The organism is Actinophytocola sp. (assembly GCF_035634895.1).
Taxonomy (GTDB): domain Bacteria; phylum Actinomycetota; class Actinomycetes; order Mycobacteriales; family Pseudonocardiaceae; genus Actinophytocola.
Window position 1 is genome coordinate 25179 of record NZ_DASQCC010000202.1, and the last position, 19921, is coordinate 45099.

The window sequence follows — 19921 nt, forward strand, 5'->3', positions numbered from 1 at the left end:
ATTTTGCTATAGCATCCTAGCCTTCGGTCACGCAGCCAATGGAGGTTCCGATGACGGCAGTCGCGCCCGCGGACCGGCGGGTCACCAGGCGGATCACGTTCTTCGTCGCGCTGGCCGTCTTCGCCCAGGAGTCCACCTGGGACTTCTACGACGCCCAGGTGCCGCCCCTGCTCCGCGAGCACATCACCAGCGCCGCGGTCGTCGGGCTGCTCATGGGGATGGACAACCTGCTCGGGATCTTCATCCAGCCCTGGATCGCCAACCGCTCCGACAACACCCGCACCCGCTGGGGCCGCCGCATCCCCTACCTGGCGGTCGGCATGCCGGTCGCGGCGTTGCTCTTCACCCTGATCCCGACGACGTCCACACTGCCGTCGCTGATCGCCGTCATCTTCGTCTACGCACTGGTCGGCAACAGCTACAAGCCGATCGCCCAGGCGTTGCTGCCCGACTTCGTCGAGCCGGACCGGCGCAGCCGCGCGAACGCGGCGGTCAAGATCGCCTCCAGCCTGACGGTCATCGTGTCCGCACTGGTGAGCGCGCTGCTCGTGGACGACCACCCGACCCTCGCGTTCTCGGTCCCCGCGCTGCTCATGATCGTCTCCGCCGCGGTGCTCGTCTGGCGGGTGCGCGACAACCGGTCGCGGGGGTACCAGCTCGCGCTCGCCGAGGACGAGGCGCCCTCGAGCGCGCCGGCCACCCGCATCCGCGACATCGTCAGGGACATCCTGCGCGACCGGAACCGCAGCCGCCTCCTGGTCATCGTCTCGGTGCTGCTGTTCGGCGCCGCGTGGTTCGCCTCCCGGTCGCTGTTCACCCCGTACGGCATGGAGACCCTCGGCCTGTCCCGCGGCGACGCGGGCTCCCTCACGTTCCCCAGCGGCGTCGCGTTCCTCCTCGCCGCCTACCCCGCGGCACTGCTCGCCGAACGCATCGGCCGGGTGCGGACCATGGCGCTCGGGATGACGATCTTCGGTCTGGCGCTGGCCGCCGGCACGCTCATGCCCACCGCCACCACGACGGTCATCGCCTTCTGCGCCGCCGCGGTGGGCGCCGCCGGGTTCATGATCAACGCCGCGGTCGTCCTGTGGAACCTCGCTCCGTCCACACAGGTGACCGGCATGTACACCAGCCTGTACACGGTCGGCTGGGCGACCGGCGGGTTCCTCGGCCCGGCACTGGTCGGCGCGATGGTCGACGTCACGGGCTGGCGCTTCATGCTCCTCGACATCTCGCTGCTCGCCGGGTTGGCCGTCGTGGTCGTCCTGCGGGTCTCCGCCCTCAACCGACGGCACACGACCGCCCTCTGAGGTGACCGACGTGGCACGAGTCCTCATCACCACCGACTACGCCAGCCCCGAGGCGGACGGCGTCCTCACCGGCGCCGGCCACACCATCCACCGCCGGCCGCTCCGCGGGCTCACGGCCGACGAGATCGTCGCGGCACTCGACGGCGTCACCGGCGCCATCATCGCGAACGACCCGCTGACCGCCGCCGTGCTCGACCGGTGCGACTCCCTCCGGGCCGTCGTCCGGTCCGGGGTCGGCTACGACTCGGTCGACGTCGAGGCCGCGACCCGACGGGGCATCTCGGTGAGCAACCTGCCCGGCGTCAACAGCAACGCCGTCGCCGAGTACACGATGGGGCTGCTGCTGGCCACGGCACGGAACCTGGTCACCTCGGCGAGAGGCGTCGGCGAAGGCGGCTGGCCACGCACCGGCGGCCGCGAACTACGGGGCGCCACAGTCGGTCTGGTCGGGTTCGGCGCGGCGGCCCGCGCGATCGTCCCGCTCGTGCTGGCCTTCGGCATGCGGGTGCTGTGCGTGACCTCGGTCCCCACGACACGGCCCGGCGTCGAGTTCGTCGACCTGCCGACCCTGCTGCGGCGTGCGGACTTCGTCTCCCTCCACACGGCACTGACCGCCAGCACCCGGCATCTCATCGACAAGGCGGCACTGGCGGCGATGAAGCCCACCGCGGTACTCGTCAACACCGCGCGGGGACCGCTCGTCGACGAGGCGGCGCTGGCCGACGCCGTGCGCCACGGCCGGCTCGCGGGGGCCGCGCTGGACGTCGTGGACACCGAGCCGCTGCCCGCGGACAGCCCGCTGCGCGGCGTCGAGGGCATCACGGTCTACCCCCACATGGCGGGCCAGACGGTCGAGGCCCGCCGGACGACCGCCGTCGAAGCGGCCCGGGAGCTCGTCGCGGCGCTCGCGGGCCGGCCACGCACGTCACTCAACCACCACCTGACGAAAGCGGTGCGATGAACACCTCACCAGAAGCCGTCCGCGTACTGACGCCGACCGGCATGCTCGGCGCCGGCTTCACCCAGTCCACGGTGGACCGTGGCCTCACGCTCGGCGCCGACGTCATCGCGGTCGACGCGGGCTCGACCGACTCGGGTCCGTACTACCTCGGTTCGGGCACCGCCAAGACGACCGCCGCCGCGGTCGCCCGCGACCTGCGGATCCTGCTGCGCGCCGCGGCACGGGCACAGATCCCGCTCATCGTCGGGTCCTGTGGCACGAGCGGCACCGACTCGGGCGTGGACTGGGTCGCGGGCATCGTCGAGGACATCCTCCGCGAGGAGAGCCTCGCCCTGTCCGTGGCACGGATCTACAGCGAGCAACGCGCCGAGGTGCTCACCGAGCGGCTGCGCGCCGGGAAGATCCATCCCCTCGCGCCGTCCGGTGCGCTCGACGTGTCCACTTTGGATGGTTGCAGTCACATCGTCGGCATGATGGGACACGAGCCCATCGAGGAGGCGTTGCGTGCCGGCGCCGACGTCGTGCTCGCCGGCCGGGCCACCGACACCGCCCTCGCCGCCGCGTACCCGCTGATGGCCGGCATGCCACCCGGTCCGACCTGGCACGCAGCGAAGATCGTCGAGTGCGGCGGGCAGTGCACGACCAACCCGCGCGCGGGTGGCGTGCTCGCCACGATCGACCGGACCGGCTTCACCATCGAGCCCCTCGACCCGGACGCGGCGTGCACCCCGATCTCGGTGGCCGCGCACATGCTCTACGAGACGGTCGACCCGTTCCGCATGCGTGAGCCGGCCGGCGAGCTGGACGTCGCCGCGGCCACCTACACCGCGCTCGACCCGAGGCGGGTCCGGGTCGAGGGATCCGAGTTCCACCCGGCCGAGCACACGGTCAAGCTGGAGGGGGCGCGGATCGCGGGCCACGAGACGATGTCGTTCACCGCGATCCGGGACGAGCACATCCTCGCCAACATCGAGGACTGGGCCGCCCTGCTCGCCAAGATCCTCACCGAACGCGTGGGCCAGACCCTCGGGCTCGGCGACACCGACTACGCCTTCGACATCCGGCTCTACGGCCACGACGCCATCCTCGGGAAGCTCGACCCGGCGAGCCGGCCGGCCCGCGAGGTCGGCGTCATGCTCCTGGTCCGCGCCGCGACGCAGGCCCTGGCGACCGCCGTCGCCAAGGTCGCCAACCCACTCATGCTGCACCTGCCGACCCCGGACATGGACTACCTGCCGAGCCTCGCGTTCGCGACCTCACCGGCGGAGACCGAGCGCGGCCCGGTCTACGAGTTCGTCCTCAACCACGTCGTCGACACCGTCTCCCCCACCGAGCTGTTCCGCACCGCGTACCGGAGGGCCAATGCCTGACACGTTCGCCGACCTCGCACTCGAGGTCCGCTCGAAGAACGCCGGCCCTTTCTGGGTCACGATGGAGCTCTTCATGCGCGACGCGGCGGGCTACGCCCTCGCCGCCGACCCGGAGATCCTGAACGAGGACGTCGTCGCGACGCTCTACGAGGTCCGCGCCGAGGACGTGCGGTTCTTCCGTATCCCGTCGCTGAACGTCGTCAAGATCTCCTTCCCCCGGCCCATCCCCCAGGGCAGCCTCCGGGATCGCGACATCCACGCCGGACAGCACCACGTACCCTTGGCGGCGTTGGCAGCGTGCGGACCGGAGAAGCCCGCGTGAGGACCTACCGCATCGCCGTCATCCCCGGTGACGGCATCGGCACCGAGGTCATCCCGCCAACCCTGAAGGCGCTGGACAGGCTCGCGAGCCGGGGCGGTTTCGCCTTCGTCCACGACGAGCTCGACTGGTCGTGTGCCCGTTACCGGGCGACCGGGGCGATGATGCCGGCCGACGGGCTGGCGCGGATCGCCGGGCACGACGCGATCCTGCTGGGCGCCGTGGGCTGGCCGGACGTGCCCGACCACGTGTCGCTGTGGGGGCTGCTCATCCCGATCCGCAGGCAGTTCCGGCAGTACGTCAACCTGCGCCCGATCAAGGTCCTGCCCGGCCTACCCGGCCCGCTGCGCGATCCGTCCACCGTGGACCTCGTGATCGTCCGCGAGAACGTCGAAGGCGAGTACAGCGAGATCGGCGGCCGGCAGAACCGCGGCTTTCCCGACGAGCTGGCCGTGCAGCAGGCCGTCTTCACCCGCGCCGGGGTCACCCGCGTCGCCGACTACGCCTTCGAGCTCGCCCGTGCCCGCGGCGGCCGGCTGACGTCGGCGACGAAGTCCAACGGCATCGTGCACACCATGCCGTTCTGGGACGAGATCGTGCGCGAGCGGGCGGCCGGGTTCCCGGACGTCACGTGGCGGCAGGAACACATCGACGCGCTCGCGGCCAAACTCGTGCTGCGGCCGGGGGACTTCGACGTGATCGTGGCGTCGAACCTCTTCGGCGACATCCTGTCCGACCTCGCCGCCGCGCTCGCGGGCAGCATCGGTGTCGCGCCCGCGGCCAACCTCAACCCCGAACGCGAGTTCCCGTCGATGTTCGAGCCCGTGCACGGGTCCGCGCCCGACATCGCCGGCAAGGGCATCGCGAACCCGCTCGGCGCGCTGTGGTCCGCGGCGATGATGCTCGACCACCTCGGCCGGCCCGAGTCGGCGGCCGAGCTCCTGCACGCCATCGAGACCGTGCTCGCGGACGGCACGACACGCACACCGGACCTGGGCGGCACCGCCTCGACCGACGACTTCGCCGACGCCGTCCTGGCGGCCCTCCCGCGGTGAGCCTTCGCCGAGCGGCGGGGCGGCCTCCTCACTCGGCGGTGGTGTCGGCGTTGCGGCGGGCCCGGTCCTCGTAGTCCTTGCGGGCGACCGGATCCGCCTCGCTCAGCACGTTGCCCGCGTCCGACAGCTTGCCGAGCACCTCCTGGACCCGGCGCGGCAGTGCCTGGACGAACTTCGTGAGGCCCTGGACCGAACGTGGCACCCACACCTCGGCGCGTGGCTTGCGCAGCACGGACTCGATCGCCTCGGCCACGTCCTCCGGTGTCACGATCTTGAAGCCCCGCGCGGCGGGCACGCCCGCCGACAGCTCCGTCTTCACGACGGTGGGCAGCACCATCGTCACGTCCACGCCCAGCGGCGCCAGCTCCACCCGCGTCGCCTCGCTGAAGCCCACCACCGCGAACTTCGACGCCGAGTACGTCGCGCCGTTCGCGACCGCCAGGCGCCCCACCGCCGACGCCACGTTCACGATGTGGCCGCGGCCCCGTTCGGCCATCCCCGGCGCGACGGCCTTCGTCCCGTTGATCACCCCGAACACGTTGACCTGGAAGATCGTCCGGGTGACCTGGTCGGGTTCCTTCAGCAGCTCGCCGAGCGGCATGATGCCGGCGTTGTTGACCAGCACGTCCCACGGCCCGAGATGACCGACCTCCGCCAGGAACCCGTGCCACGACGCGGGGTTCGTGACGTCCAGCCGCGCCGCCGCGACCCGGTCGCCGAACGGCTCGGCCACCGACGCCGCCAGGTCGACGTCCAGGTCGCCGATCGCGACCGACGCCCCCAACCCGGCCAGGCGCTCGACCGTGGCCCGGCCGATGCCCCGGGCGCCTCCCGTGACGATCACGGACATCCCGGCAATCTCGCGACTCATGAACGACCTCGCTTGTCAGAGAAGATCTCACGCACGGCCCGCCGGTTGATCTTGCCGACGCCGGTCAGCGGCACGGCGTCGAGCACGACCACCTCGCGCGGGTACTTGTACTTCGCCATCCGGGCCTTCGCGAACTCCACCAGCTCGTCGCCGGTCGCCGCCCGGCCAGGGGCCAGCTGGACGACCGCGACCACCTCCTCGCCGCGTTCCGGGTCGGGCCGCCCCACACAGGCGGCCAGCTGGACCGCAGGGTGTTCGAGCAGCGCGTCCTCGACGTCACGCGGGTAGACGTTGAAGCCGCCCCGGATGATCAGGTCCTTCAGCCGGTCCACGACGTAGAGGAAGCCGTCCTCGTCGAACCGGCCGACGTCGCCGGTGTGCAGCCAGCCGTCCCGCACCGTTCGCGCGGTCAGCTCCGGCGCGTGCCAGTAGCCCTGCATGACCCCGGCGCCACGCACGCAGATCTCGCCCTCCCCGCCCGCCGGCAGCACGTTCCCGTCGGGGTCGACGATGCGAACTTCCGCGTGGGGCAACGGTTTGCCGACACTGCCCGGCCGGTGCTCGCCGACCGTCTCCGCCGACACCGCCGCGCTGGCCTCCGTGAGGCCGTAGCCCTGCAGGACGGTCACCCCGAAGACCTTCTCGGCCTCCTCCCGCACCGCGGGCGGCAACGTCGCGCCGCCCGAGCCGAACGACCGCAGTGACGACAGGTCGTACTCGGCGAGTGGTTGCGCGAGCAGCAGTTGCAGCATCGCGGGGACGACCGCGCTCGTCTCCAGCCTGTGCTCGGCGACGAGCGTCAGCCAGCCGACCGGGTCGAACCAGCGCTGCACGACCGAGACCGGCTTGCGGTCGGCATGCAGTGCGGCGATGGCGACGACCAGGCCGTAGGCGTGGGAGAGCGGCAGGGGCAGCAGCGACCGGGTCGTGTCCGTGCTCCTGGCGACCAGGTTGAGCCCGCGACCGGACTCCCACAACCCGCCGTGGCTGAGCATGACGCCCTTCGCCCGGCCGGTCGTGCCGCCGGTGTACAGCAGCGCCGCGAGGTCGTCGTCGGCCCGCGGCTCGATCCCGGCCGGCTCGCCGGCCTCGAGCTCCGCGAACGGGATGCCGCCCGCACCGCCGACCACGAACGTGGTGATGTCCAGCCCCTCGGCGGCGCCGCGGAACAGGTCCACCAGCTCCGCGCTGATGATGGCCGCCCTGGCGCCGGAGTCGGTGAGAATGTGCCGCAGCTCCGGCACCTTCTGCAGGAAGATCACCGGCGTCGCCACGGCGCCGAGCCGCCAGATCGCCCGGTAGGAGACGAACACCTCGGGCATGTTCATCATCATCACGACGACCCGGTCCCCCGGCGCCACACCGTGTGCGCGCAGGCCGCCCGCGACCCTGGTCGACCGCTCGTGGATCTCCCCCGAGCTCACCCACCTGCCCTCGAAGAACACCTGCTCGTAGTCGCCGTGGCGGGCGAAGGCCTGCTCCGCGAGGACGGCGAGGTTGTGCTCGCCGGGACCGGGTCGAGAACTCGCGTCGCTCATCGCGCCACCGCCAGCCGCGCGACCTCGTCGTAGGCCGCCACGTCGTCGCCGAGCAGGAAACGGTCCACCTTGGACCTGCGCCAGTACAGGTGCGCGTCGTGCTCCCAGGTGAAGCCGATGCCGCCGTGCACCTGGACCACCGTCTCGGCCGCGTGCTCCAGCGTGGTGGCCGCGGCGGCCTTCGCGGCGGCCGCGGCCAGCGGCAGCTCGCCGGGCGCGTGGTCGGCGGCCCACGCCGCCCACCAGACGAGCGAGCGGAGCTGCTCCACCTCGACGTACACGTCGACGAGCATGTGCTTGACCGCCTGGTAGGAGCCGATCGCGCGCCCGAACGCGTGCCGCTGCTTCGCGTACTCCACCCCGAGCTCCAGGACGCGGGACGCGGCGCCCAGGCCCTCCGCGGCGAGGATCGTCCGGCCGACGCGCTCGCCCCGCCGCCACAGCTCGGCCGCGTCCGGCACCAGCACGGTGGTCTCGCCGAGGGCGACGTCGCCGAGGCCGCGGGTCGGGTCGATCGGCTCACGGGCCGTGACGGTGCCCGGCCCGCAGACCAGGGCGCCGTCGCGCGGTGCCAGGAAGGTGTCGGCGCCGACCGCGTCCAGTACCGGTCCGCTGTCGTCCACGATCGCGACGGACACCTCGCCGGCGGCGAGGCCGGCCAGCCGGGTGTCGCCGTCCAGGAGCACGGCCGCCCGCGCGAAGCTCACCAGCGACGGGCCGGCGAGCAGCCGCCCGGCCTGCTCGGCCACCACGGCGAGGTCGAGGACGGTGCCCCCGCCCCCGCCTTCGCGCTCCGGGACGGTGATCGTCGCGAAGCCGCTCTTGACCAGCTCCGCCCGGCCCGGCCGAACGCCGGTCCCGCCCTCCAGGGCCTTGCGCGCGGCGGCCGGGGAGGCGGAGGCCGACAGGAAGTCCCGCGCGGCGGCGGCCAGGTCCAGGTGTTCCTGGTCCAGGTCGAAGTTCATGCGCCCGTCCTCTCCGTGGCGGCGATGCTCTCCCGGAACGTGACGCCCTTGTCGGCGCGCGGCTCGGCGGGCAGCCCGAGGACGCGCTCGCCGATGATGTTGCGCAGCACCTGGTCCGTGCCACCCGCGATCGCCATGCCGGGCAGACCGGCCTGGAGCTCCTGCCAGAAACCGTCGCCGTCGCGGGTGGTCGCGACGCGTGCGTCGTCGCCGAGCACGCGCACCGCGAGGTCGGCCAGATCGCGGGCCGTCCGGGTACCGGCGAGCTTGCCGGCCGAGGCCTCCGGACCGGGGAACTCGCCGCGGCTGAGCTTCGAGAGCTGGCGGTAGCCGGTGTACCGGCTGCCGAGCGCGGCGACGTACGCGCGGCCCAGGTCCTGGCGCGCCAGGACCTGGCGGTCGGGCGGCAACGCGTCGAGGTGCTCGGCCACGTGCCGGGCCACCGCCTCGATGCCGGGGCCGATCCCGGTGCCGCCGCCACCCAGCGAGAGCCGTTCGCTCATCAGGGTGGTCAGCGCCACCCGCCAGCCGTCGCCGGCCGCGCCGAGCCGCTCGGTGTCGGGGATGACGACGTCGTCGAAGAAGACCTCGTTGAAGTCCGCGCCGCCGCTCATCTGCCGCAGCGGCCGCACGGTGACGCCGGGAGCGTGCATGTCGACGACGAACATGGTCAGCCCGCGGTGCTTGGGCACGTCCGGGTCGGTCCTGGTGAGCAGGATGCCGTAGTCGGCGAGCTGGGCGCTGGTCGTCCAGACCTTCTGTCCGTCGACCCGCCAGTCGTCGCCGTCGCGCACGGCCCTGGTGCGCAGCCCGGCCAGGTCGCTGCCGGCGGCCGGCTCGCTGAACAGCTGGCACCAGACGTCGTCGGCCCGGAGCAACCGCTTGAGGTAGCGCCCCTTCTGGTCGTCGCTGCCGTGCGCGATCACGGTCGGGCCGCACATGCCGATGCCGATCAGGTTGACCAGCGCGGGGAGGCCGAGCCTGGCCGTCTCCTGGTCGATGATCGCTTGCTGCATGGGGGTGCCGCCGCGGCCACCCGCCTCGACCGGCCAGGTGACGCCGACGAATCCGGCGTCGTACAGGGTGGCCTGTCGGGCCTGGGCGGCCGCCTTCCCGTCACGGCGGGCGCCCAGCTCCTCGCGGTGCTGCTCCAGGAAGGCGCGCACCTCGGCACGCCAGGCGGCTTCCGCCGCGGTGTCGTCGAAGTCCATATCAGTTCCTGACCAGGGTGATCGGCAGGCCGTCCTTCGGGAACGGCAGGGAGTGGTTGTCCATCGGCGGCACGTAGCCGGGGTCGACACGCCAGTGGAACTCACGCAGCAGCCGGTGCATGATCGCCTTGACCTCCAGGCCGGCGAAGTACATCCCGATGCACTTGTGCACGCCACCGCCGAACGGCTCCCACGCGAACCGGTGCGACTTGTCCTCGCGGCGCTCTGGCGAGAACCGGTCGGGGTCGAACTCCGTCGGGTTCGTCCAGTAGTCCTCCATCAGGTGGGTGAACTGGATGCCCAGCGCGACGCCGGTGTCCGCGGGGATGCGGACGCCCTGCACCACGGTGTCCTTGACCGTGTGGCGGACCACCACCGGCACGGGTGCGCGCAGCCGGAGGGCCTCGCGCATCACGAGGTCGATGGCGACCAGTCCCTCCAGCTCGGCCATCGACGGGTCCGGCCCGAGGGCTTCGGCCTCGGCGCGGCAGCGGTCCTGCCAGGCCGGGTGCTGCCCCAGGTACTGCAGCATCGTGGAGGTGGTGATGGTCGAGGTGTCGTGTGCGGCCATCATCAGGAAGACCATGTGGTTGACGACGTCGTCGTCGGTGAACCGGTCGCCCTCGTCGGTCTCGATGTGGCACAGGACGGAGAAGATGTCGTCGGTCTGGGTCGCCCGCTTGGCCGGCAGGTAGTGGCGCAGGAAGCCGTCGAGGACCTTGCGGCCGCGGTAGGCCCGGCCCCAGCGGGTGAACGGCACGTTCGCGCGGATGATCCCCGCGGCGGCCTGGACGCAGGCGACGAAGGCCTTGTTGACCCGGTCCATCTCGGCCTGGCTGGTGTCCTGCGCGCCGCCCATGAACAGGTCGGCGGCGATGTCCAGGGTCAGCTGCTTGAGCCGCCAGTACGCCGGGAACTCCTCGTCCGCGGTCCAGTTCGCCATGCCCTGCTCGATCGCCGGGTGCAGCCGGCGGGTGTAGGCCGCGAGGCGCGGCCTGGTGAAGGCCTCCTGCATGATCCGCCGGTGTCCTCTGTGCTCCTCGAAGTCGATGAGCATGAGGCCCCGGTTGAAGAAGGGGCCGACGAGCTGTGCCCAGGCGGGCTCGTTGGCGAACGCCTTGTCCTTGTTCTGCAGTGCCTCCCCGCAGGCGTCGGGGCCGAGCAGCATCGCCGCGGACGACCTGCCGACCGTGCGGAAGGGAGCGACCGGACCGTAGCGCTCCCAGTGACTCCGGTAGAGGCCGACCGGATCCTTTGCGTACTCGAGGATCTGGCCGATGAACGGCAGGCCGCGGTCCTCGCGGTGCAGTGCCGGGATCGGTCGTACGGGCTCGTTCTCGCGCGGTCGTCGGACTTCGGCCGTCATTGGCTCACCTCGCGCTGCTGTGGTCCCGCTCAGCCTTATTCAGGAAGGGCGTCCTGTCAACCTTGGCGCATGTGGCATGGTGGGGACATGGCTGTGCAGTCAGGGGTCTACCGGGGCGTCAGCGCGCGGGAGCGTGCCGCCGCGCGCCGGCTGAGGCTGCTCGAGGCCGCGCTCGCGGTGTGGGCCGACCCGGACACGCGGACCACGATGACCGCCGTCTGCGCCGAGGCGGGCCTGTCCGAGCGTTACTTCTACGAGAGCTTCTCCGGGCTGGACGCGCTGCAGGAGGAGTTGATGAACGAGATCGCGGCCGAGATCGAGGAGACCAGCAGGAGCGCGGCGGACCGGGCCGGTGACGATCCGGAGGCGCGGGTACGCGCGTCGGTCGGCGCGTTCGTCGGGCTGCTGCTCGACGACCCGAGGAAGGGCCGGGTGGCCATCGTGGAGTCCGTCGCCGTCCCGAAGCTGCGCCAGCGCCGGACCGAGCTCCTGCGCCACCTCGCCCACCAGTCCGCGATCGAGGCACGCGAGTGGCTGGGCGCCCGGGGCCGGAGCGAGACCGAGGACGAGACCGCGGGCCTGCTCTTCATCGGCGGCATGGCCGAGCTGGTCACCGCGTGGCTGGACGGCACCCTCAGGGCGTCCGCCAGCGAGATCGTCGACGCGGCGTCGCGTGCCCTCCTCGGCCTCTACCGCTGAGGTCCAGCCCGGTCCTGGCGATCGCGCCGCGCGGGTGCCAAGCCGTCATGGGATGAGGTCGTCACTCGCCCTGCTCAGCCGGTCGGTCTCGGCGGCGGTCAGCGTCAGGGTGGCGGCGGGCAGGATCTGCGCGAGCTGTTCGGTGGTGCGGGCGCTGGCGATCGGGGCGACCACCTGCCGGCGGGTGCGCAGCCAGGCGAGCGCGATGGCGGCCGGTGTCGTGTCGTGGGCGGCGGCGACCTCGTCCAGCACGTCGAGGACGGCCGCGCCGCCCCGGTCGAGGTAGGCGCGGGCGCCCTCGGCACGCGGCGACTCGACCGCGTCGCCGCCCGGCCGGTACTTGCCGGTCAGGAAGCCCTTCGCCAGTGCGTAGTAGGGCATGACGGCAAGATCCCACTCCTCGGCGACGGGCAGCTGCGCGCCCTCGAAGCCCCGTTCGAGAAGGTTGTAGTGCGGCTGCAGGACGGTGAACTCCGCGAGCCCGTTGTCACGCTGGACGCGCAGTGCGGCAGCGAGGCGGTCCGGCGAGTAGTTGGAGGCGCCCAGATGACGGACCGCGCCGGACCGGACGAGCGCGTCGAAGGCACGCAGCGTCTCCTCGAGCGGGGTCGCCTCGTCGTCGAAGTGCGCGTAGTAGAGGTCGATACGGTCGGTGCGCAGGCGTTCGAGCGAGGCGTGCGCCTCCCGCTCGACCGTCTCCGCGCGCAGGTTGCGGACCGCTCCCCGCCCGCCGCCGACCTTCGTGGCCACCACGAGGTCGTCGCGGTTGCCCCGGTCGGCCATCCAGCGCCCGATGATCGTCTCCGAGCGGCCGTGCTCGACGAGGTAGGAGTTCGCCGTGTCGACGAAGTCGCCGCCCGCCTCGGTGTACGCGTCGAGCACGGCACGGGACGCCGGCTCGTCGGCGGTCCAACCGAACACGTTGCCGCCGAGGCAGACGGGGAACACGTCGAGGTCGGTACGTTCGATGGCCGCCATGGTCATCACGTTAGCCGGAAGGTGATCGTGTCGCCCACGACCAGCGGTTCGTCCCCGGTCACCCGGCGCCCGTCGAGCGTGGCCACGACATGCCGGTCCATGGTCAGCCCGACGGCCGCCGCCGCGTGCCCGACCGTCGCCGCCCGCACGATGTCCGTCCCGGTGCGACGCACGGTCACCTCGGGCGGTTCGCGGTCACGGGCCGTCCGGTAGTCCTCGGGGGTGTTGACGTTGACCACGGACGCCAGCTCCGGGTCGTAGGAGGCGAGCGCGGTGTCGTCGAGCAGAGCGGCGTCGTCCAGCCGGGTCACCACACAGTGTTCGAAGATCATCCCCGGCCGGTCCCTGCCCCGCGCCAGGAGGCCGGCGACCAGCCCGGCGACCCGTGTCCGGTAGGCCGCCGCCAACGGCTGCCGGAACCCATGCGCCACCGGCAAAACGACCTCGGCGTCGGCGGTGAGCCCACGCAACACCCGGCGCACGTAGGCGGGGTGCAGGAACGGCAGGTCCGTCGAGCACACGAACGCCACCTCGGCACGGTCCCGGAGCGCGGCCAGGCCGGCCGCGAGCCCCTGCATCGGCCCCAGCCCCTCGACGGGATCCTCGACGACCTCGACACCGGCGGGCAGCTCGGGCAGTGCCTGCCCGGGCGCCGCGACCACGAGCACCGGCCCGTCGACCACCCGCCCGACGACCGCCGCCGCCCGGTACAGCAACGTCGACCCGTGCCACTCCAGCTCGGCCTTGGCCGCCCCCATCCGGGTGGACCGGCCACCCGCGAGCACCACCCCAGCCGCGCTTTCCACCACGCCGAGAGTAGTCACGCCCGCCACGAGGCCGCGTCGACGTGGCGGCGGCGAGATCACCAGAAGTGCGCGACGTCCACGACCACGCGGTCAGCGAGCGCGAAGACGCGGAACGGCAGCCGGGCACGCACGCCGAGGCCGACGCTCGTCGTGTTCTCGAACGAGCCGGCCCACGCGACCTGCCGGAAGGTCTGGTAGCCGGTCACGTCCACCAGCTCGGCACGGTTCGCGTAGAAGTAGGTCTGCTGGCCGGTGCTCAGGTCGTACGCGAACGCGTCGACCGTGACCTGGAGCCGCGCGCCGCCCCGCACCGGGACCACGGCCCCGCTCGGGTCCTCGATCACCTGGTCCACATAGGACACCAGGAAGCCGGTCGGCGGCGCCGGCACCCGCAGGTCGAACACCAGCCGGTCGTAGCAGTCGTGACGCCCGGCGCGGATGCCGACCAGCGCCGTGCCGGAGGTCGGCGTGACGGCCTTCTCGGCCGATCCCCAGGTGATGCCGCAGTACGGCGCGGCGGGCGCCGCGCTCGCCGGCGCGGCGAAGAAGGTGACGGCGGTCAGCGCGGCCACCACGGATATCGCTCTGCGTAACATGATTGGACCCCACATTCGAGAGTTTTGGTTCCCTACGCCACAAGACGCTTGACTGAATCCGACGTTGCCTGGTACAGGGGAGATCGTCCGGCGTCGGCCGGACGTGACGCCCGCCGCCGGTTCAGGCGCGTGACTCACCCGCCTGCCTGCTCCGATCACCCGGTCGTGCGCCGCGGCACCCGGGTCCACTACCGACGGTCGCCCTTCCGGTGTGTCCGCCGACGTGACGAGGCGTAATGTCTCGGTCTCGAGGAGGAGCACATGCGCGACGACATCGACAGCGAGTCCGACCTGCTGGAACCCGAGGACACCCTCGTGGACCGCGGCGTCGAGGACGTCCTGGACGAGGGCTACTCACCCCCGGAGAAGCCATCCGACTTCTACGACGGGCACGAGTCGCTCGACGGCAGGCTGGCCCGCGAGGTGCCGGACGCCGAGGGTGAGCGTGAGGGCGACGGCGTCGGCGACGCGTCCGACACCGACGGCGAGCCCTACGACGGCGAGGTCGGCGAGACACGGGCCGGCCGGCTCGTCGCGACGGACGAGGGCTCCGGCAGCGACACCGACGCGAACCTGTTCGCCCGCGACGTCGGCATCGACGGTTCGGCGGCGTCCGCCGAGGAGGCCGCGGTACACGCGATCCCCGACGACCAGGAGTAGGCCCCGGACCGTCAGGTGTGGGTCGCGTCCCGGCGTTGCCGGCCGTGCCGCGGCGGCCGGTCCACCCAGCCGACGATGTCGGTGAGCACGTGGTCCGGCGCCGGCATGGCGGCGATCTCCGCCGCGACCCCGCGGGCCGTGTCGCGGGCGGTGGGGTCGGACAGCAGCACGCGTGCCGCCTCCTCGACCGCGTCGGCGGTGATCGCGTCGCCCACGAGGGATCTCCCCGCGCCCAACGCGTCCAGGGTCTCCGCGTTCACGAACTGGTCGGCGCCCAGCGGCAGCACCACCTGCGGCAGGCCGGCGGCGAGCGCGCCGAGCACGGTGCCCGTGCCACCGTGGTGCACCACCAGCGCCGCACGCCGCAGCACCGCCGCCTGCGGCACGAACCCGGCGGCCAGGACGTGCGCCGGCAACTCGCCCAGTGCCGCGGGATCGCCCGGTCCGAGCGCGACCAGGACGTCCACCGGCAGCCGGGCCAGCCCGTCGACGGCGGCACGGAGCACCGTCGTCGCGCCGTGAGCCACCGTGCCCAGCGTGAGGTAGACCAGTGGGCGGCCGCTGTCCGGGACCGGCGGCAGCGGGACATCGAGGTCGAACGGCGTCGGCCGCGCCCGGAACAGCGTCGGGACGGCCGCGGTGCCCGGGTCGCGGAGGCTGTCGGGCCACAGGTCGACGCAGGCGTCGCCGAAGAACGCGTCCGCCGGCGGCGTGCCCCACAGCGGCGCCAGCCGCCGCGCCGCCACGGCGAGGATCGGCGCGGGCATCGACCGGCCGATCACGTGCGAGACGGCGGGGATGCCCGCGTGCCGGGCCGCTATCCCGGCGCCGACGTCGCTCTGCTCGTAGACGACGAGGTCGGGCCGCAGCCGCGGCAGCAGCGGGGTCAGGTCGGCGACCGTCGCGTTCGGAATGAGCTCGCAGAACATGGTGACGCCGACGTCGATGAACTCGGCGTTCGCACCGTGGCGCCGCCTCGCCTCGGCCTCGGCCTCGCCGACCGCGATGCCCACCCGGTGCGCGTCGAACCCCAGCTGACGCGCCCGGCCGACGAAGGTCTCCCCCGTGCCGAGGACGACCTCGTGGCCGGCGGCGCGGGCCGCGTTCGCCAGCGGCAGCAGGGGAAGGAGGTGGCCGTACGCCGGACGGGACGAGAAGAGGATCTTCACCCGCGCAAGCGTACCTGCGACACGCAGGGGTTTTCCGGACTAGACTCCGGCGAGACCGGCGGCGCGACGAACGGAGACTCGATTGGCGGACTGGGGCGATCTGGTCACCTACATCAGGCAGAGCTATGACGTGATCCAGTACAAACCGGACGAGGTCCGCATCCGCGTGTCGTTCCAGCAGGACGAGGACGACACCCTCGGACGGCGGCAGATCATGGTGGTGGCACACGAGATCCTCGACCAGAAGGAGGACTGGGTGCAGATCGCCACGCCGTTCGCGCGGCTCGCGGAGGTCGACCTTGGCGAGGTCCTCACCGAGGTCGGCGAGACGATCGTCGTCGGCGGGGTCGTGCTGATGGGTGACTACGTCGTGCTGCGCCACTCGCTACCGCTGATCAACCTCGACATCAACGAGTTCACCGACCCGCTGGACCTCGTCGCCTCCGCGGCCGAACAGCTGGAACGCCGCTTCACCGGCCGCGACGACTACTGAGGGTCCCGCGAGCCCTCACCATCGACGTCGGGAGGCGCACGTGAGCCGAGGAGTCCTCGTCACCGGGGCGTCCGGCGGGGTCGGGCGGGCGGTCGCGACCGCGTTCGCGCGGGAGGGCGACCGGGTGGCGGTGCACTACTCGGCACGGCGCACCGAGGCCGAGCAGACCCTCGCGGGGCTGGCCGGCGACGGCCACGCGCTGGTGTCGGGCGATCTCTCCGACCCACGGCAGGTCGCCGACCTGGCCGCGGCGGCGGACACGGCGCTGGGCGGTGTGGACGTGCTGGTGAACAACGCCGCGGTCGTCACGGCCGGCTACGCGGTGGCCGACGCCGACTACGAGGCCTGGCAGCGGGCCTGGCGCGAGACGCTCGACGTCAACCTCCTCGGCGCGGCCAACCTGAGCTACTGCGTCGCCCGCCGGCTCATCGACCGGGGCGCCGGGGGCGCCATCGTGAACGTCGGCTCCCGCGGCGCCTACCGCGGCGAGCCGGACGCGCCCGCGTACGGCGCGAGCAAGGCCGGCCTGCACGCGCTCGGGCAGTCGCTCGCCGTCTCCCTCGCCCCGCACGGCATCTCGGTGACCTCGGTGGCGCCCGGCTTCATCGAGACCGACCGGGTCGCCGCGCGACTCGCCGGCGACGGCGGGGCCGCGGTCCGCGCGCAGAGCCCGTACGGCCGGGTCGCCACCCCGGAGGAGGTCGCGGCGGCCGTCGTGTACCTCGCCTCACCGGCCGCCCGCTGGTCCACCGGCGCCGTTCTCGACCTCAACGGTGCCTCCTACCTGCGCTGACGTCCCGGGCAGATTTTTCGGGTGAAACTCGAACCCGCACCAATCCACCACCGTCTCGGCTCCGAACGCCTTCTCGCACGGGAGTACGGCGAGCGGGAGATGATCATGGGCGAGCGACGGCGACACGACCTCTGGCGGCGGCTGCGGCCCGTCGGGCCCGAGGACGAGACGGTCTGGGACCGCGTCAGCACCGCGTGCGAGATGGTGCTGCACCACGTGCGGGCCGACGCCGTGGCCGTGTCGGTCTCGTGCCGCGGGTTGGAGCACACGGTGGCCACCGACACGTGGGCCGAGCGGCTGGAGGACTACCAGCACACGCTCGGCGAAGGCCCCGTCCCGGACGTCCTGCAGTCCGGCCTCGCCGTGTTCGCGCCGGACCTGCTGCCCAAGGCGAGCCGGTGGCCCGTCTTCACCACCCGGGCGGCGGCGAACACCGTCCGCGCGATGTTCGCGGTGCCGCTGCCGGACGCCCGCAGCAACCCGATCGGCGTGCTGACCCTGTACCGCCGGACCACCGGTCCGCTGTCCACGACGGAGCTCCGGCACACCGCCGTCATGGCCGGCTTCATCGCCAAGCTCATCGAGCTCGACGACGAGGCACCGGACCCGGACGCCGTCCGTGGCCGCCGCACGATGGTCGCCGCGGCGACCGAGCTGCTCGCCGTCCGGCACGCGATCTCCCGTGACGACGCGCTCGTCCTCCTGCGGGCGCACGCCTACGTGCAGGACCGTCCCCTGCACGACATCGCCGAGGCGGTGGTGACCCAGGGACTGTCGCTGGACGACGACGGACACCACTGAGCGCCGATCATCGCCTGGTACGGCCCCGGGAACGCCGGCCGGATGCGGGACCCGTCCGTCGGTCACCTCGTCGCCGCCCAGCCAGGCAACCACCGTCGTTCACCGGCGACCAGCGCACGGACGGGCCGCCTCGGTCACGGCGCTAACGGCGGGCGGCCTCGAGGTGGGCACGCGCCGCCAGCTCCAGGTGGGCCAGGTCCGACGAGACCGTGGCGAACGTGTACCCCTCCGCGAGCCTCCGCGCCGGCTGGTCGCCGTCCGGGGTGTGGAACCCCGCCGCGATGCCCGCCGTCGCGGCGGTCTCGCGGATGGTCTTCACCGCCGCCTCGAAGACCTCCGCCACCGCCGGGTCGCCCGGGTGGGCGCCGCCCACGGCCAGGCGTAGGTCCGACGGGCCGACGTACACGCCGTCCAGGCCGGGCGTGGCACAGATCTCCTCGATGTTCGCCAGGCCGCCCGGGGTCTCGATCATGGCCAGGACCACCACCGTCGCGTCGGTGTCGGCCGGGACCGGGCCCACGCGCAGGCCAGAGCGCGTCGGGCCGTAGCTGCGGCGGCCCGCCGGCGGGTAGCGCGCGGCGGTCACGGCCGCCGCCGCGTCCGCCGCGCTGTCCACCAGCGGCACGATCACGCCGCCCGCGCCGGCATCGAGGGCCTTGCCGATGTGGGTCGGGTCCTTCGCCGCCACCCGCACCAGCCCGACCGTGCCGCCGCCCGCGGCGTCGATCGCCATCAGGCCGGCCAGCAGGCCCGAGTAGCCGAGCAGGCCGTGCTGTGCGTCGAGGGTGACGTAGTCGTAGCCGAGCCGGGCGATGCGCTCCGTCGACACCGGGCTGTCCAGCGCCACCCAGTAGCCCAGGGCACGCCCGCGGGCGCGGAGACGGTCGGCGAACTCACGGAAACGGGAGTCTGGCAAGGAAAACGACCTCCTAGCGGTGGCACCCGCGGCGCCGGTGCCGGCACCGGCGGCGACCACGTCGGCGGGCGGCGGTCCAGGCCGCCACCGCCTCCATGGTCTCTCGCGGGTGGCCCGAGCGCGAGCCGCGGCGGCCTGCCGGTGGTGACGTCCTCGTCACGCCCGGCCCGCAGCGGCCCGGCGGTCAGGCCGGCGACAATCCCGGAACGGGGCTCACTGGATGTCGCCCACCGTCGCCGAGCGGACCGGGCCCCCGGCGGTGAGGTCGCCCGGGGGGATGCCCGGATGGTGGGCGTCCGCGGCGGCGGACCCCGAGGTCGTCGCCGTCGGGCCGAGGGCGAGCCGCGACACGATGCGGTAGCGGTCGCCGCGGTAGAGCGAGTGCACGTACTCGATGGGGCGGCCGGTGTCGTCGTTGGTCAGCCGCTCGAACAGCAGCGCGGGCGACAGGACCGGCACGCCGAGCAACGACGACTCGGCGTCGTTGGTGACCGTCGGCTCCACCGACTGGATCGCGTCGTGCACCCGCACGCCGTGCTCGTGCAGGCGGGCGTAGAGATCGCCGGACTCCAGGTCCTCGACGGACAGCCGGGGCGCCACGGCCACCGGGACGTGCAGGTACTCGATGGCCATGGGCGCGCCGTCCACGAACCGCTGCCGCGCCACGTAGAAGATCTCCGCCGCGGGCGACAAGCGCAGGCGCCGGCCCACCCTGGCCCCCGCCGCGATCGTCGCGAACTCCAGCACCTTGCTCGTCCACGTCCCGGCCGCCTGCGGCAGCACCATCGAACGGTCCCCCGACACCAGCTCCTGGGTGATCTTGGCCGGCGCGACGAACGTGCCGCGCCCGTGCTGGCGCACCAGCATCCCGTTGTTCACCAGCTCGTCCACCGCCGAACGCAGCGTCGGCCGCGACACCTCCAGGCGCTGGCAGAGCACCCGCTCGGCGGGCAGCGGTGCGCCCGGCGGATGCGTCTCGATCATCTCGAGCAGGTAGTCCCGCACGCGCTCACGCTTGAGAATGGCTCCGGCCATGCCGCCAGT

21 protein-coding genes are annotated in these 19921 nt (G+C 72.8%); 10 read left to right on the top strand and 11 right to left on the bottom strand.

What is annotated here, in order from left to right; translation table 11 throughout:
- Positions 1-50 precede the first annotated feature (50 nt).
- The 5 genes from VET29_RS30370 to VET29_RS30390 are packed head-to-tail and all read left to right on the top strand — an operon-like array spanning position 51 to position 5015.
- Positions 51-1310: an MFS transporter gene (locus VET29_RS30370; protein ID WP_324926776.1), complete on the top strand. Its 1260-nt coding sequence runs from the start codon at positions 51-53 to the stop codon at positions 1308-1310.
- A 10-nt stretch (positions 1311-1320) separates the two neighbouring features.
- The gene (locus VET29_RS30375) at positions 1321-2271 is read left to right on the top strand and encodes a phosphoglycerate dehydrogenase (RefSeq protein ID WP_324926778.1); all 951 of its coding nucleotides are present in this window, start codon (positions 1321-1323) and stop codon (positions 2269-2271) included.
- Positions 2268-3641: an acyclic terpene utilization AtuA family protein gene (locus VET29_RS30380; RefSeq protein ID WP_324926780.1), complete on the top strand. Its 1374-nt coding sequence runs from the start codon at positions 2268-2270 to the stop codon at positions 3639-3641. The genes VET29_RS30375 and VET29_RS30380 overlap by 4 nt, the downstream gene beginning before the upstream one ends.
- Complete coding sequence (locus VET29_RS30385; RefSeq protein ID WP_324926782.1) at positions 3634-3963, top strand: DUF4387 domain-containing protein; 330 nt, start codon at positions 3634-3636, stop codon at positions 3961-3963. The genes VET29_RS30380 and VET29_RS30385 overlap by 8 nt, the downstream gene beginning before the upstream one ends.
- Complete coding sequence (locus VET29_RS30390) at positions 3960-5015, top strand: tartrate dehydrogenase (protein ID WP_324926784.1); 1056 nt, start codon at positions 3960-3962, stop codon at positions 5013-5015. Before VET29_RS30385 ends, VET29_RS30390 begins: the two co-directional genes overlap by 4 nt.
- 28 nt (positions 5016-5043) lie before the next feature.
- Here the strand turns inward: VET29_RS30390 and VET29_RS30395 are convergent, their stop codons facing one another.
- From VET29_RS30395 to VET29_RS30415, 5 genes are read right to left on the bottom strand one after another with little or no spacing between them, the layout of a single operon-like run.
- A complete protein-coding gene (locus VET29_RS30395; protein WP_324926785.1) occupies positions 5044-5886 on the bottom strand; it encodes an SDR family oxidoreductase in 843 nt (280 codons plus the stop codon).
- Complete coding sequence (locus VET29_RS30400) at positions 5883-7424, bottom strand: class I adenylate-forming enzyme family protein (RefSeq protein ID WP_324926787.1); 1542 nt, start codon at positions 7422-7424, stop codon at positions 5883-5885. The genes VET29_RS30395 and VET29_RS30400 overlap by 4 nt, the downstream gene beginning before the upstream one ends.
- Positions 7421-8389 carry an acyl-CoA dehydrogenase family protein gene (locus VET29_RS30405; RefSeq protein ID WP_324926789.1) on the bottom strand — a complete coding sequence of 323 codons (969 nt, stop codon included), beginning with the start codon at positions 8387-8389 and terminating at the stop codon, positions 7421-7423. Before VET29_RS30405 ends, VET29_RS30400 begins: the two co-directional genes overlap by 4 nt.
- Positions 8386-9600: an acyl-CoA dehydrogenase family protein gene (locus VET29_RS30410; RefSeq protein WP_324926791.1), complete on the bottom strand. Its 1215-nt coding sequence runs from the start codon at positions 9598-9600 to the stop codon at positions 8386-8388. The genes VET29_RS30405 and VET29_RS30410 overlap by 4 nt, the downstream gene beginning before the upstream one ends.
- A gap of 1 nt (position 9601) precedes the next feature.
- Positions 9602-10966, bottom strand: a complete 1365-nt coding sequence (locus VET29_RS30415; RefSeq protein WP_324926793.1) for a cytochrome P450 — start codon at positions 10964-10966, stop codon at positions 9602-9604.
- Between the two features lie 87 nt (positions 10967-11053).
- Between VET29_RS30415 and VET29_RS30420 the strand changes: the two genes are divergently transcribed.
- Positions 11054-11665: a TetR/AcrR family transcriptional regulator gene (locus VET29_RS30420; RefSeq protein WP_324926795.1), complete on the top strand. Its 612-nt coding sequence runs from the start codon at positions 11054-11056 to the stop codon at positions 11663-11665.
- 45 nt (positions 11666-11710) lie between these two features.
- On the opposite strand, the gene VET29_RS30425 is transcribed toward VET29_RS30420, so the two are convergent.
- The 3 genes from VET29_RS30425 to VET29_RS30435 are packed head-to-tail and all read right to left on the bottom strand — an operon-like array spanning position 11711 to position 14045.
- Positions 11711-12643 carry an aldo/keto reductase gene (locus VET29_RS30425; RefSeq protein WP_324926799.1) on the bottom strand — a complete coding sequence of 311 codons (933 nt, stop codon included), beginning with the start codon at positions 12641-12643 and terminating at the stop codon, positions 11711-11713.
- 5 nt (positions 12644-12648) lie between these two features.
- Positions 12649-13449, bottom strand: a complete 801-nt coding sequence (gene mobA, locus VET29_RS30430; protein ID WP_324926802.1) for a molybdenum cofactor guanylyltransferase — start codon at positions 13447-13449, stop codon at positions 12649-12651.
- 56 nt (positions 13450-13505) lie between these two features.
- Positions 13506-14045, bottom strand: coding sequence for an AMIN-like domain-containing (lipo)protein (locus VET29_RS30435; RefSeq protein ID WP_324926805.1), 540 nt, complete (start codon positions 14043-14045; stop codon positions 13506-13508).
- Between the two features lie 261 nt (positions 14046-14306).
- On the opposite strand from VET29_RS30435, the gene VET29_RS30440 reads away from it, so the two are divergent.
- Complete coding sequence (locus tag VET29_RS30440) at positions 14307-14705, top strand: DUF5709 domain-containing protein (RefSeq protein ID WP_324926808.1); 399 nt, start codon at positions 14307-14309, stop codon at positions 14703-14705.
- A gap of 11 nt (positions 14706-14716) precedes the next feature.
- Here VET29_RS30440 and VET29_RS30445 read toward each other — a convergent pair whose 3' ends face one another.
- Entirely contained in the window at positions 14717-15874 is a 1158-nt protein-coding gene (locus VET29_RS30445; RefSeq protein ID WP_324926810.1) for a glycosyltransferase, read from the bottom strand.
- Positions 15875-15956: 82 nt separating this feature from the next.
- Here VET29_RS30445 and VET29_RS30450 point away from each other — a divergent pair, with 82 nt between their 5' ends.
- The 3 genes from VET29_RS30450 to VET29_RS30460 are packed head-to-tail and all read left to right on the top strand — an operon-like array spanning position 15957 to position 17961.
- Positions 15957-16367, top strand: coding sequence for a hypothetical protein (locus tag VET29_RS30450; RefSeq protein WP_324926812.1), 411 nt, complete (start codon positions 15957-15959; stop codon positions 16365-16367).
- Between the two features lie 40 nt (positions 16368-16407).
- Positions 16408-17160 (top strand): SDR family oxidoreductase, encoded by a 753-nt coding sequence (locus VET29_RS30455; protein ID WP_324926814.1) that lies wholly within the window; start codon positions 16408-16410, stop codon positions 17158-17160.
- Positions 17161-17181: 21 nt separating this feature from the next.
- Complete coding sequence (locus VET29_RS30460; RefSeq protein WP_324926817.1) at positions 17182-17961, top strand: GAF and ANTAR domain-containing protein; 780 nt, start codon at positions 17182-17184, stop codon at positions 17959-17961.
- A gap of 142 nt (positions 17962-18103) precedes the next feature.
- Here VET29_RS30460 and VET29_RS30465 read toward each other — a convergent pair whose 3' ends face one another.
- Together VET29_RS30465 and VET29_RS30470 are read right to left on the bottom strand one after the other, a co-directional pair.
- Positions 18104-18877, bottom strand: coding sequence for an HpcH/HpaI aldolase family protein (locus VET29_RS30465; protein ID WP_324926820.1), 774 nt, complete (start codon positions 18875-18877; stop codon positions 18104-18106).
- 213 nt (positions 18878-19090) lie between these two features.
- The gene (locus tag VET29_RS30470; protein WP_324926822.1) at positions 19091-19912 is read right to left on the bottom strand and encodes a GntR family transcriptional regulator; all 822 of its coding nucleotides are present in this window, start codon (positions 19910-19912) and stop codon (positions 19091-19093) included.
- Between the last annotated feature and the right edge of the window lie 9 nt (positions 19913-19921).

What these genes read in the sequence shown, in the direction of transcription:
- VET29_RS30370 (WP_324926776.1), top strand. Translation starts at nt 51, where the DNA reads ATGACGGCAGTCGCGCCCGCGGACCGGCGGGTCACCAGGCGGATCACG.
- VET29_RS30380 (WP_324926780.1), top strand. Translation starts at nt 2,268, where the DNA reads ATGAACACCTCACCAGAAGCCGTCCGCGTACTGACGCCGACCGGCATG.
- VET29_RS30385 (WP_324926782.1), top strand. Translation starts at nt 3,634, where the DNA reads ATGCCTGACACGTTCGCCGACCTCGCACTCGAGGTCCGCTCGAAGAAC.
- VET29_RS30395 (WP_324926785.1), bottom strand. Translation starts at nt 5,886, where the DNA reads ATGAGTCGCGAGATTGCCGGGATGTCCGTGATCGTCACGGGAGGCGCC.
- VET29_RS30400 (WP_324926787.1), bottom strand. Translation starts at nt 7,424, where the DNA reads ATGAGCGACGCGAGTTCTCGACCCGGTCCCGGCGAGCACAACCTCGCC.
- VET29_RS30405 (WP_324926789.1), bottom strand. Translation starts at nt 8,389, where the DNA reads ATGAACTTCGACCTGGACCAGGAACACCTGGACCTGGCCGCCGCCGCG.
- VET29_RS30410 (WP_324926791.1), bottom strand. Translation starts at nt 9,600, where the DNA reads ATGGACTTCGACGACACCGCGGCGGAAGCCGCCTGGCGTGCCGAGGTG.
- VET29_RS30415 (WP_324926793.1), bottom strand. Translation starts at nt 10,966, where the DNA reads ATGACGGCCGAAGTCCGACGACCGCGCGAGAACGAGCCCGTACGACCG.
- VET29_RS30420 (WP_324926795.1), top strand. Translation starts at nt 11,054, where the DNA reads ATGGCTGTGCAGTCAGGGGTCTACCGGGGCGTCAGCGCGCGGGAGCGT.
- VET29_RS30425 (WP_324926799.1), bottom strand. Translation starts at nt 12,643, where the DNA reads ATGGCGGCCATCGAACGTACCGACCTCGACGTGTTCCCCGTCTGCCTC.
- VET29_RS30435 (WP_324926805.1), bottom strand. Translation starts at nt 14,045, where the DNA reads ATGTTACGCAGAGCGATATCCGTGGTGGCCGCGCTGACCGCCGTCACC.
- VET29_RS30440 (WP_324926808.1), top strand. Translation starts at nt 14,307, where the DNA reads ATGCGCGACGACATCGACAGCGAGTCCGACCTGCTGGAACCCGAGGAC.
- VET29_RS30470 (WP_324926822.1), bottom strand. Translation starts at nt 19,912, where the DNA reads ATGGCCGGAGCCATTCTCAAGCGTGAGCGCGTGCGGGACTACCTGCTC.